Origin of the sequence: Actinomadura sp. 6K520, assembly GCF_004349245.1 — a bacterium.
In the GTDB taxonomy this organism is placed as follows: Bacteria; Actinomycetota; Actinomycetes; order Streptosporangiales; family Streptosporangiaceae; genus Spirillospora.
Map to the genome: position 1 here is coordinate 1 of NZ_SMLC01000197.1, position 11,573 is coordinate 11,573.

Annotated in this window: 13 protein-coding genes and 1 pseudogene; 9 read left to right on the forward strand and 5 right to left on the reverse strand. The window is 71.4% G+C overall.

The features are described 5' to 3' along the window. Positions 1–281: pseudogene (locus E1289_RS38560) on the forward strand (hypothetical protein); the annotation flags it as partial. 12 nt (positions 282–293) lie between these two features. On the opposite strand, the gene E1289_RS32125 reads toward E1289_RS38560, so the two are convergent. Beyond that, positions 294–764, reverse strand: coding sequence for a hypothetical protein (locus E1289_RS32125; protein WP_131986972.1), 471 nt, complete (start codon positions 762–764; stop codon positions 294–296). A gap of 125 nt (positions 765–889) precedes the next feature. On the opposite strand from E1289_RS32125, the gene purN reads away from it, so the two are divergent. From purN to E1289_RS32140, 4 genes are all read left to right on the forward strand, one after another. After that, positions 890–1,555 carry a phosphoribosylglycinamide formyltransferase gene (gene purN, locus E1289_RS32130; RefSeq protein ID WP_131986994.1) on the forward strand — a complete coding sequence of 222 codons (666 nt, stop codon included), beginning with the start codon at positions 890–892 and terminating at the stop codon, positions 1,553–1,555. Further along, a complete protein-coding gene (gene purH, locus E1289_RS32135; protein ID WP_131986974.1) occupies positions 1,536–3,098 on the forward strand; it encodes a bifunctional phosphoribosylaminoimidazolecarboxamide formyltransferase/IMP cyclohydrolase in 1,563 nt (520 codons plus the stop codon). Before purN ends, purH begins: the two co-directional genes overlap by 20 nt. Before the next feature lie 161 nt (positions 3,099–3,259). Next, entirely contained in the window at positions 3,260–3,436 is a 177-nt protein-coding gene (locus E1289_RS38565) for a hypothetical protein (RefSeq protein ID WP_165970696.1), read from the forward strand. A gap of 145 nt (positions 3,437–3,581) precedes the next feature. Further along, positions 3,582–4,427, forward strand: coding sequence for a bifunctional methylenetetrahydrofolate dehydrogenase/methenyltetrahydrofolate cyclohydrolase (locus E1289_RS32140; protein ID WP_131986976.1), 846 nt, complete (start codon positions 3,582–3,584; stop codon positions 4,425–4,427). Between the two features lie 181 nt (positions 4,428–4,608). Here E1289_RS32140 and E1289_RS32145 read toward each other — a convergent pair whose 3' ends face one another. Continuing rightward, a complete protein-coding gene (locus E1289_RS32145) occupies positions 4,609–5,322 on the reverse strand; it encodes an FHA domain-containing protein (protein WP_243713286.1) in 714 nt (237 codons plus the stop codon). A 335-nt stretch (positions 5,323–5,657) separates the two neighbouring features. On the opposite strand from E1289_RS32145, the gene E1289_RS32150 reads away from it, so the two are divergent. The 3 genes from E1289_RS32150 (at position 5,658) to E1289_RS32160 (ending at position 8,781) form a co-directional block, all read left to right on the forward strand. After that, positions 5,658–6,143 carry a DUF3017 domain-containing protein gene (locus E1289_RS32150; protein WP_131986980.1) on the forward strand — a complete coding sequence of 162 codons (486 nt, stop codon included), beginning with the start codon at positions 5,658–5,660 and terminating at the stop codon, positions 6,141–6,143. A 156-nt stretch (positions 6,144–6,299) separates the two neighbouring features. Continuing rightward, positions 6,300–7,517: an NADP-dependent isocitrate dehydrogenase gene (locus tag E1289_RS32155; protein WP_131986982.1), complete on the forward strand. Its 1,218-nt coding sequence runs from the start codon at positions 6,300–6,302 to the stop codon at positions 7,515–7,517. 274 nt (positions 7,518–7,791) lie between these two features. Beyond that, complete coding sequence (locus E1289_RS32160; protein ID WP_131986984.1) at positions 7,792–8,781, forward strand: malate dehydrogenase; 990 nt, start codon at positions 7,792–7,794, stop codon at positions 8,779–8,781. 78 nt (positions 8,782–8,859) lie between these two features. Here E1289_RS32160 and E1289_RS32165 read toward each other — a convergent pair whose 3' ends face one another. Then, complete coding sequence (locus E1289_RS32165) at positions 8,860–9,678, reverse strand: SAM-dependent methyltransferase (RefSeq protein ID WP_131986986.1); 819 nt, start codon at positions 9,676–9,678, stop codon at positions 8,860–8,862. A gap of 297 nt (positions 9,679–9,975) precedes the next feature. Here E1289_RS32165 and E1289_RS32175 point away from each other — a divergent pair, with 297 nt between their 5' ends. Further along, a complete protein-coding gene (locus E1289_RS32175; RefSeq protein ID WP_131986988.1) occupies positions 9,976–10,365 on the forward strand; it encodes a hypothetical protein in 390 nt (129 codons plus the stop codon). Between the two features lie 61 nt (positions 10,366–10,426). Here E1289_RS32175 and E1289_RS32180 read toward each other — a convergent pair whose 3' ends face one another. Together E1289_RS32180 and E1289_RS32185 are read right to left on the reverse strand one after the other, a co-directional pair. Then, positions 10,427–10,750 (reverse strand): hypothetical protein, encoded by a 324-nt coding sequence (locus E1289_RS32180; protein WP_131986990.1) that lies wholly within the window; start codon positions 10,748–10,750, stop codon positions 10,427–10,429. 181 nt (positions 10,751–10,931) lie between these two features. Continuing rightward, positions 10,932–11,531, reverse strand: a complete 600-nt coding sequence (locus E1289_RS32185) for a hypothetical protein (protein ID WP_131986992.1) — start codon at positions 11,529–11,531, stop codon at positions 10,932–10,934. Positions 11,532–11,573 lie beyond the last annotated feature (42 nt).

Here is an 11,573-nt window from a genome sequence, read left to right on the forward strand (position 1 = left end):
GGAAGGCGGACCCGCCCCCCGGCACCGACCCGCCGGCCAGGGAAGAGAAGCGGCCCGCCAGGGAACCGGCCCCGCCGCCGGGCGACGGGACGATCGTGGTCGAAGGCCACCTGGTGGACGACCCACCCGGCGAACCCGCACCCGGTGAACCAGCGGCCGGACCTGAGGCCGCGGAGCGGCACGTCCCGCCGCCCCGCGAGGATCCAGGGCGGACCGAGAACCGCGGCGGCGCCATCTACGTCCTGCGCGAGGACCCGCCTCCCGGCGAGCCGCCCGAGTAGGGCCGGGCGCGGTTAGAGCAGGTCGCCGTACTGGTCCATGCTGCCGGACGGCAGGCCCAGCTTCTCCTCGATCCGGGGGTAGTACTCGTCCTGGCACGCCTGCTCGTCGGTCGCGGTGTTGGACGTGCTGAGGCAGCTCTGGTAGCCGCTCAGCTCCGACCACAGGAACACCGTCAGCGAGACCGACAGCACCGAGAACGCCAGGCCGACCGAGCCGAGCACGATGCCGGGGACGGCGCCCGGCGCGGAGCCGCTGGAGGCGCGCGCGGCCCGGCGGGCGCGGACGCCCACCACCAGCGCCGCGATGCCCAGCACCAGGCCGACCGGATAGAAGAAGAACGAGGTCAGCAGCGCGATGCCGCCGAGCCACAGCGCCCGCCACCCGCTGCGCTGCGTCCGGGGCTGTCCCGCGGGCGGCTCACCCGCGGGCCGCCCGTCGGGGCGGTCTTCGGGCTGGGCCGGAGGGCCCGGCTGCTCGCTCACGTCTCGTTCCTCCTGCGATGGTGCGGATCCGGGTCTGGCCCGCGCGGTCTGCCTTCAAAGCGCACCGAGCAGGCCCGATAGGCTTCGTCATGGCCGAACCCCGCCCCACCGTCCACCAGGGAGTCATGGTGTCCGCCCGGCTCGTCGTCCTCGTCTCCGGCGCGGGGACCAACCTACAAGCGCTGCTCGACGCGTGCGCGGATCCAGCCTACGGGGCGAAAGTGGTGGCCGTGGGGGCGGACCGCCACGATACCGGCGGAACCGCCCGCGCCGAACGCTCCGGACTGCCCACGTTCACCGTGCGCATCCCGGACTTCCCGTCCCGGGACGACTGGGACGCCGCGCTCACCGCGGCGGTCGCCGAGCACGAGCCCGACCTCGTGGTCTCCGCCGGCTTCATGAAGATCCTCGGCCCGCGCTTCCTCGCGCGGTTCGGCGGCCGGACCGTCAACACCCACCCGGCGCTGCTGCCGTCGTTCCCCGGCGCCCACGCCGTACGGGACGCCCTGGCGTACGGGGTGAAGGTGACGGGCTGTACGGTTCACTTCGTCGACGAAGGCGTGGACACCGGACCCGTCATCGCCCAGGAGACCGTCCCCGTGGGCTGGCATGACGACGAGGACTCCCTGCACGAGCGCATCAAGCGGGTGGAGCGCCGGCTCCTGGTCGACGTCGTCGGACGGCTGGCCCGCGACGGCTGGACCGTGCGCGGCAGGCGGGTCTCGATGAAGTGCAGGACCTGTTCGTCCGATCAAGAGGGGAGCTCGGCCGGTGAGTCGGGTGGCGATTAAGCGCGCGCTGATCAGCGTGTACGACAAGACCGGGCTGGAAGACCTCGCCCGGGGCCTGCACGAGGCCGGCGTGGAGATCGTCTCCACCGGGTCGACCGCGGGACGGATCTCCGCCGCCGGGGTGCCGGTGCTGAAGGTCGAGAAGGTCACCGGGTTCCCCGAGTGCCTGGACGGCCGGGTCAAGACCCTGCACCCGAAGGTGCACGCGGGACTGCTCGCCGACCGCCGCAAGGAGGAGCACCTCCAGCAGCTGGACGACCTGGCCGTCGAGCCGTTCGACCTGGTCGTCGCGAACCTGTACCCGTTCGCCGACACGGTCGACTCGGGCGCCGGGCCGGACGAGTGCGTCGAGCAGATCGACATCGGCGGGCCCACGATGGTCCGCGCCGCGGCGAAGAACCACGCGAGCGTCTCCGTCGTCGTCGACCCGTCCGGCTACGGAACGGTCCTGGACGCCGTGCGGGCCGGGGGCTTCACGCTCGCGGAGCGGCGCCGCCTCGCCGCGCGCGCGTTCGCGCACACCGCGTCCTACGACGTGGCCGTGGCGTCCTGGTTCGCGAGTAGCTACGCGCCCGACGAGACGGCCGCCGAGGCGCAGTGGCCCGACTTCCTCGGCGTGACGTGGGAGCGCGCGAACGTCCTGCGGTACGGCGAGAACCCCCACCAGCGCGCCGCGCTCTACAGGGACGCGACGGGCGGCGGCCTCGCCGGGGCGGAGCAGCTCCACGGCAAGGAGATGTCCTACAACAACTACGTCGACGCGGACGCCGCGCGCCGCGCCGCCTACGACTTCACCGAGCCCGCCGTCGCGATCATCAAGCACGCCAACCCGTGCGGCATCGCGATCGGCGCGGACGCCGCCGAGGCGCACCGCAGGGCGCACGCCTGCGACCCGCTGTCGGCGTTCGGCGGCGTGATCGCGGTGAACCGCCCGGTGACCGCCGCGCTGGCCGAGCAGGTCGCGGAGATCTTCACCGAGGTCCTGGTCGCGCCCGGCTTCGAGGACGGCGCCCTGGAGGTCCTCACCCGCAAGAAGAACATCCGGCTGCTGCGCTGCCCGGAGGGGCCCGCGAACGCGTCCGAGTACCGGCGCATCGACGGCGGCGTCCTGCTGCAGAGCGTCGACCGGGTCGACGCCTCCGGCGACGACCCGGCCACCTGGGAGCTCAAGGCCGGGAGCGCCGCGGACGAGGCCACGCTCGCCGACCTCGCGTTCGCGTGGCGGGCCGTGCGCTCGGTGAAGTCCAACGCGATCCTGCTCGCCGCGGACGGCGCCACCGTCGGCGTCGGCATGGGCCAGGTCAACCGGGTCGACTCCGCCAGGCTCGCCGTCGAGCGGGCCGGGGCGGACCGCGCCGCGTCCGCCGTGGGCGCGTCCGACGCGTTCTTCCCCTTCCCGGACGGCCTGGAAGTGCTCACCGGCGCGGGCGTGCGGGCGGTCGTCCAGCCCGGCGGGTCGGTCAACGACGACAAGGTGATCGCCGCCGCGGAGAAGGCCGGGATCAGCCTCTACTTCACCGGCGTCCGCCACTTCTTCCACTGACCGGCGATTCCGGCTGCCGAGTCGGGCCCGGTGTGGCGGAGAACACCGCCGCATCGGGTTTGGGCGTTCTGCGCCGGCGTTTCTGCGGGTAGCCTCAGGCTCGTCGCGTCCCATGAACCTCCGTTGACCCCGGCGCGACGTTCGCATTGCTGGAGGCGCGGATGGATGTGCTGCTGTCGCTCGTGCTGGCCTCGGTCTACCAGGCGGACACGCTGCTCATGGAGTCCCGGCAGTTGATCGGCCTGCTCGCCGCCTTCCTGGCCGCGGTCCTGGCCGCGCATCTCGGCTGGCACGGCACCGACCGCGTCATCGCCCGGCGCAGCCGCTCCGAGGACTGACCGTCCCGGGGGCCGGCGTCCCGCTGGCTACCATGGGTTTCACGTGACTGGCGCGGTCAAGGTGGATCACCACCGGGGAGCGATCGACGGTCCGGACACCGCGCGCCTGGGTGGCCGGGCCTCCGGCGAGACCGCGGAGGAACGCATGACGGCACAGATTCTGGACGGCAAGGCCACGGCCGCGGAGATCCGCTCCGACCTCAAGGGCCGCGTCGAGGCGCTCCGCGACCGCGGCGTGCACGTCGGCCTCGGCACCGTGCTGGTGGGCGACGACCCCGGCAGCCACTCCTACGTCGGCATGAAGCACCGGGACTGCGCCGAGGTCGGGATCGAGAGCATCCGCCGCGACCTGCCCGCCACCGCCACCCAGGACGAGGTCGAACGCGCCGTCGCCGAACTGAACGCCGACCCCGCGTGCACCGGCTACATCGTCCAGCTTCCGCTGCCGAAGGGCCTGGACGAGCAGCGGGTGCTGGAGCGCATCGACCCGGCCAAGGACGCCGACGGCCTGCACCCCACGAACCTCGGGCGGCTCGTCCTCATGCAGCCGGGCCCGCTGCCCTGCACGCCGAAGGGCATCGTGGAGCTGCTGCGCCGCTTCGACGTCCCGGTCAAGGGGGCGGAGGTCACCGTCGTGGGCCGCGGCATCACCGTCGGGCGCTCGCTCGGCCTGCTGCTGACCCGCCGCTCCGAGAACGCGACCGTCACCCTCTGCCACACCGCGACCCGCGACCTCGCCGCGCACACCCGCGCGGCCGACATCGTCGTGGCCGCCGCGGGCGTGCCCGGCCTCATCACCGCCGGCATGGTCAAGCCCGGCGCCACCGTGCTGGACGTCGGCGTGTCCCGCGTGGACGGCAAGCTGGCCGGGGACGTCGCCGCCGACGTCCGCGACGTCGCCGGCTGGGTCGCGCCGAACCCGGGCGGTGTCGGCCCGATGACCCGCGCGATGCTGCTGGCGAACGTCGTGGAGGCCGCCGAGCGGGCCTGACCCGCCCGGCCCGCCGCGCACGCGCCGGCACGCACGCGAAGGCCGCCACCAGCACCCCGGTGACGGCCTGCGCGACTGCTTCCCGCCGCGGGACCGCGCCGTCACACGCGCGGCCCCGCACGGGCCGGTTCAGCGGTCGCCCTCGTATCGCGCTGCCGTGGAGGGCGACCGCAGGCTCACCTCAGCTGGCCCTCCGTCCCGCCGCGCTCGGCGCCGGGCGGCCCGGACCGTTGGTGTGACCGTGTCCCGTGCCCGCCCTGCGGGTCTCGGTCGTGCCGCGGACCCCGGGGACCCGCCCGTCCATCGGCGGGCGGCCCTGCGGGACGTGCACCGGCGGCAGCGGCCGGACGAGGCCCATCGCGATGACCTCGTTGGCGAGCCGCGTGCGCCGGTTGGCGCCCTCGGGGATCCGGAACTTCTGGTAGAGGCGCAGCAGGTGCTGCTTGACGGCCGCCTCCGTCACCACCAGCTCTCCGGCGATGTCGCGCGCCGTGGCCGGGGCCACGAACGCCTCGTCGGACAGTGCGGGACGGCAGAGCGAGGTCAGCACGTCGACCTCGCGGCGGGTGAGCTCGGGTGCGACGGCACGCCGGAGTTCGACGTCCGGGTCGACCTCCTCACGGGGGATTCCCCCCATCCTGCAGCGCGCCGTGCCGAAGCTCACGACGTCGCCGTCCTCCAGGACACGGCGGGCGATCGGCCTGCCGTTGACTCGGGTCCCGTTGCGGGACAGGCCCATGTCCACCACGTAGACGTACGGACCGCGTCGGACGATTTCTGCGTGCAAACGGGACACACTCGGGTCGTCGAGGCGTACGTCGACTCCTCTCCCTCTCCCGACCGTCGTAACGTCGGGGCGCAGCGGCATCACCAGCCCGCTGTCCTCGATCCGCATGAACGGCCCCTCCACGGCAGTCCTCCCAGCTAGTTAGCGACCCCTGTCTGCCGGGTTACCCGGGCGCGTCACCGTCACACCCTCCTACTGGCGAGTAGCACCGATGGCGCGGGGCATCCGGGCCTCTCGGGCATCGCTTCCGCCCCACCCGTCCCACGACCTTTTCCGCTCCGGGCCACAACCCGGGCGACCGGACCGGCGGAGCACCGCCGCGCCGCGCGCCGACCGGAGCCGTCCGGCAGGATGTCGTGCCGGGAACCGAATGCCTATACCGTGGATCAAGCCGAGCGGAGCTCGTCAGTTGAATGGCGGCTGGTGGGGGCTGGAGGACGGACATGAGCACCCAGGTGCATCGGCGGCGGCGCAAGGCGCCGCGTGGCAGGGGCGCCGCACCGCGCTGGCTCGCGCAGCTTCCGTACCTGGTCGTGCTCAGCGGCGTCGGCGCCGGCCTCACGCTCTGCGCCTTCAACTACTTCCGCAAGGGCGCCGGCCTGATGGCGGCCGCGCTGCTCATCGGGGCGCTCGCGCGGCTCCTGCTGCCGGAGTCGCAGCTCGGCCCGCTCGCGGTCCGCAGCCGGTCCATCGACTGCTGGACGCTGGTCATCCTCGGCGAGATGATCGCCTTCGTCTCGCTCAGCGTCCCGCCGATGCACAAGACGGGCCTCATCCTCGCGGGCGCGTTCGGCGTGCTGATCCTGCTCGTCCTGCTGGCCCGCGCGGTGAAGCTGATCGTCGGCGGCCGTCGGGCGGGTCCGCCGGGCGACCATGTCGTCCCAGGTGAAGGTGGCCATGGGCCGCCGCAAAGCCGAGGGCAGGTCTAGACCTTCCGGGCGCCTCGGCTAGCCTTGCCAGTTGAGCCTTACAAGGACCGAGTCCCTTTCGTCCGGGGTGTCCCGGCGGCCAGACACCGCCATACCGCCCATCGTGGATGACAAGGGCTCACCGCTGGCCAGGTGTAGGAAAGGGACAGCAACAGCATGCCCAAGATCAAAGTAGCGGGCCCGGTCGTCGAACTCGACGGCGACGAAATGACCCGGATCATCTGGAAATTCATCAAGGACCAGTTGATCCTGCCTTACCTCGATGTCGACCTGAAGTACTACGACCTGGGGATCGAGCACCGTGACGCCACGGACGACCAGGTCACGATCGACGCCGCGAACGCCATCCGCGAGCACGGCGTCGGCGTGAAGTGCGCGACCATCACCCCCGACGAGGCGCGCGTCGAGGAGTTCGGCCTGAAGAAGATGTGGCGGTCCCCGAACGGGACGATCCGCAACATCCTGGGCGGCGTGGTGTTCCGCGAGCCGATCATCTGCTCCAACATCCCCCGGCTCGTCCCCGGCTGGACCAAGCCGATCATCATCGGCCGCCACGCGCACGGCGACCAGTACAAGGCGACCGACTTCGTCGTCCCCGGCCCGGGCAAGGTGACGATCACCTACACGCCCGCCGACGGCTCGGAGCCGATGGAGTTCGAGGTCGCCGACTTCCCGGGCGGCGGCGTCGCCATGGGCATGTACAACTTCGACGACTCGATCCGCGACTTCGCGCGGGCGACGATGCGGTACGCGCTGGAGCGCGGGATGCCGCTGTACATGTCCACGAAGAACACGATCCTGAAGGCCTACGACGGCCGCTTCAAGGACATCTTCCAGGAGATCTACGAGACCGAGTTCAAGGCCGAGTTCGAGTCCAAGGGCCTTGAGTACGAGCACCGCCTGATCGACGACATGGTCGCGGCGGCGCTGAAGTGGGAGGGCGGCTTCGTCTGGGCCGCCAAGAACTACGACGGCGACGTGCAGTCCGACACCCTCGCGCAGGGCTTCGGCTCGCTCGGCCTCATGACGTCCGTCCTCATGACCCCCGACGGCAGGACCGTCGAGGCCGAGGCCGCGCACGGCACGGTGACCCGGCACTACCGGCAGCACCAGCAGGGCAAGCCGACGTCGACCAACCCCATCGCGTCGATCTTCGCCTGGACCCGCGGCCTCGAACACCGCGGCAAGCTCGACAACCAGCCCGAGGTCAGCGAGTTCGCCAGGAAGCTCGAACAGGTCTGCGTCGAGACCGTCGAGAGTGGCCAGATGACGAAGGACCTGGCCTTGCTCGTCGGGCGGGACACGCCCTTCTTGACAACGCAAGAATTCCTGGAGGCTCTCGACGCCAACCTCCAGAAGAAGATCAACGGATAGTGTTCACCTGAACGCTCCCCGCTATGGCGGGGATGATCCCTCCTGGGTGGTCAGGCACGGGGTCGACTTTCCGTGCTCCCCGCGCACGCGGGGGTGGGCCGTCCCGGTTCGTCCGGGGCGGCCTTCCGCGGTTCCGGGCATGTCCGCCATGCCGGGTGGTGCACCTGGGCGATGGCGGGTAGGGGACGCGCGATAGCCTGAGCGCGGAAATATCTCGATGGCGAGAGAACCCGCGCGGCGGCGGGCTCAGGACACGGCAGCAGGAGAAGAAGGAATGACTCGCACCCCAGTCACCGTCACCGTCACCGGCGCCGCGGGCCAGATCGGCTACGCGCTGCTGTTCCGGATCGCGTCCGGGCACCTGCTCGGCGAGGGCGTACCCGTGCGCCTGCGGCTCCTGGAGATCCCGCAGGCGGTGAAGGCCGCCGAGGGCACCGCGATGGAGCTGGACGACTGCGCGTTCCCGCTGCTGTCCGGCATCGACATCTTCGACGACGCCGCCGGGGCGTTCGAGGGCGCCAACGTCGCGCTGCTCGTCGGGGCCCGCCCCCGGACGAAGGGCATGGAGCGCGGCGACCTGCTGGAGGCCAACGGCGGCATCTTCAAGCCGCAGGGCGAGGCGATCAACGCGGGCGCGGCCGACGACATCAAGGTGCTGGTGGTCGGCAACCCGGCCAACACCAACGCCCTGATCGCGCAGCGGCACGCGCCGGACGTCCCCGCCGAGCGGTTCACCGCGATGACGCGCCTCGACCACAACCGCGCGCTCGCGCAGCTCTCGAAGAAGGCGGGCGTCTCGGTCGCCGACATCCGCCGGATGACGATCTGGGGCAACCACTCCGCCACCCAGTACCCGGACATCTTCCACGCCGAGATCGCCGGCAAGAACGCCGCCGAGACGGTGAACGACCAGAACTGGCTGGAGAACGACTTCATCCCGACCGTCGCCAAGCGCGGCGCCGCGATCATCGAGGCGCGCGGCGCGTCGTCGGCGGCGTCGGCGGCCTCCGCCGCGATCGACCACGTCCACACCTGGGTGAACGGCACCGCCGACGGCGACTGGACGTCGATGGCCGTCGTGTCGGACGGCTCCTACGGTGTCGCCGAGGGCCTGATCTCGTCCTTCCCGGTCACCACGAAGGACGGCGAGTGGGAGATCGTCCAGGGTCTGGAGATCGACGACTTCTCCCGGGCCCGCATCGACGCGTCGGTCGCCGAGCTGTCGGAGGAGCGCGACGCCGTCCGCAAGCTCGGCCTCATCTGAGTTTCTGAGAGCGAGCCCCGGACCGGTGTGGGGTCCGGGGCTCGCGCGCGTCCGCGGCGCCGCGGGACGCCGGGCGCATCAGGGCTTGCGGGCCAGGCCGCAGGCGGCGTCCACCTCGGGCGGCGGTTCGAACGGGTTGTGTTCGGGCCGCCACCGGGACGTGGACACCACACCCGGTTCGAGCAGTTCCATGCCGGTGAAGAACTCGGCGATCTGCTCGGGGGTGCGGACGACGTACGGCGCCGAGCCCCTTTCCACGGCGATCCTGATGCCCTCTTCGCGCCCCTTCTTGTCGATGACCCCGGTGCCGTCGTTGAAGGCCATGAAGCTGCCCGGGGCGAGCGCGTCCACCAGCCGCCGGACGATCGCCCGCGCCTCGTCGTCGTCGATCACGTTTCCCATGATCCCGAACATGATCAGGCCGATGGGCCGCGTGAAGTCGAGCGTGCGGGCCGCCTCCGCCAGGATGCGGTCCGGGTCGCGGACATCGCACTCGACGTAGTCCGTCCGCCCTTCCGGACGGCCGACGAGCAGAGCCCGCGCGTGGACGAGGACGAGCGGGTCGTTGTCCACATAGACCACGCGCGATTCCGGAGCGACGCGCTGGGCGACCTCATGGGTGTTGTCGTGCGTCGGCAGCCCCGTGCCGACGTCGAGGAACTGCCGTATGCCCTCCTCCACCGCGAGGTGGCGGACCATGCGGCCCAGGCAGACACGGGAATGCCGCGCGACCTCACCGATGGAGGGAAAGGCCGCGGCGGCCTCGTCGCCGACCTGCTTGTCGATGGCGTAGTAGTCCTTGCCGCCGATCCAGTAGTTCCACATGCGGGCCGGATGCGGGCGTGAGGTGTCTATTTCGGGTGGACCCTGGGGGGATGGTGGGTCTTGGGGCGACATGACGCTTATCGTCCCCGCCCGGCCCGCGGTGCCGCAAGGCCGCAGTGGAGGGCCGCATCACAGTCCGGACCGCCCTCCCGGAAATGCGGTCGAGTGTCGTCGCGGGGCGGGCCGGATCACTGCGGAGCGCGGGACCCGTGTGAGCATGGAGTAGCCGCTACGCTTTCATCCTGCTCTTCCTGCCCCACATTTCGAGCGGCTTCGCCCGCGTGGAGACCATGCCCGGCCGGCTGCGCCCCATCGCCGAGCACCAGCCGATGACGCCCCTCATCGACACCTCGCGCGCGCCTGATCTCGGTGTCTCACGGTTGGTCGGTTCGGATCGGTCGCAGGTGTGCGGAGGACGGCGGCTTCGCGAATATCAAGAAGGGGAGGGCGAAGAAGGCCGTGAAGAGGCTTGGTGACCTCGCGGTGCTCGCGACGACCAATATCGTGGCGAGGACCGTCGCCACGATCCCGGTCGTCCAGATGGTGAAGGCAGAGCGGAGCACGGTACGGGGGTCTCGGGCGCGCAATGCCGTGATCATGGCGGCCGCGGAGACGACCGAGGTCAGCATCGTTGTCGCGGCCGCGACGAGGACCGGCACTACCGCGCTCGGAACCCGATCCGCATCCGTTGCGGCGACGGAAAGAATGCTCACTGATATGGCCGCGCCCGCGAGATGGCGGCAGAGATCTACCCACTGAAGTGCTCGGCGTGCCTTCGGACTGGCGCGACGGGTCGGCGATGGCATCTTGACCGGATTCCTCAGTCGGCGAGGAGGCCCGCCGGCGGCCATTTGCCGCCCGGCCATTTGTTGTTGCCGTTGTTCTCCGTGCGGAAGGTGCTCGCTGCTTCCCCCATCCACTGGACGGTCCCCCAAGCGCCCGCGGCGACCGCTCCCAAGAAGACGCCGATGGCCACGATGGCCGCGCCGAGCGCGGGCAGCGTGCCCACGCCGGTGGCCGCCGCGACGCAGCATTTGACCAGCGTGCCGATCAGGGCGATATAGGCAAGGGCGACGCCGCCCCAGAAGACCACGAGGGCCCACCGGCAGGTGTCGAGAGCGGAGCTGACCTCGAGTGCGGTCAAGGGTAGCAGTCGGACATGTCACCATCCATAGTTCGGATGGCCGTGCCTGTGCTGTCGGCGTTGAGCATGGGCTCGGAGCCCACGCGCCGCGCCGGGCCCGCCGGGGTCTGGCATGGGGCAAATGGTCTGAAGCTGGGCGGGGGTGGTCGCTGGTGTGATCGCTCGGCACGCGCCGACGGGGTCAGGGGCGCTTGGGTGGGCTGCCGATGGCGATGGAGAGGAGGAGGATCAGGGCGGCGGTCGCCGCGACCTGGAGTTCTCCGGCCCCGGGAAGGTCGGCCTTGGGGCCGGCGACCGGGGGGAAGCGGCCCTGCGGGTCGAGGACGACCGGCAGGGTGTCGCCGGGTTCGAGGCCTTCGCAGTTCGACGCGTACTCGTGCGGGATCGAGGTGCCGTCGGCGTGGCGCAGCGTGCAGTGCGGTTGCGTACTGCGCTTGTACTGCGTCGTCCAGGTCCTGGCCACGACCGCGTCGGCGTCGGTGCCGACCAGCGTCATCGCGATGTCCCGCGCGAGGATGACACCGACGCCGTAGAGGACGAGCAGCGCCAGAACGCCGAGCGACAGCGGCACGCTCTTGAACCGGAGTGGGCGCCGCCTGTCGTACAGGAGCCCGAGCGCGACGACCGCGGAGGCGAAACCGCAGATGATGAGCAGGGCCGCGACCATCGCGTTGCCCGCCAGGTAGGCGGCCGACGCCAGGGCCAGTCCGAGTACGGCGATGGCGGCCGTCCTGGTCCCGCGCCACAGCGTGCGAAGGGCGGGGCGGGGTCGTGCGGGCATGCGTCCTCCAGCGACGGGTGGTCCGATCGGACGGTAGCGGAG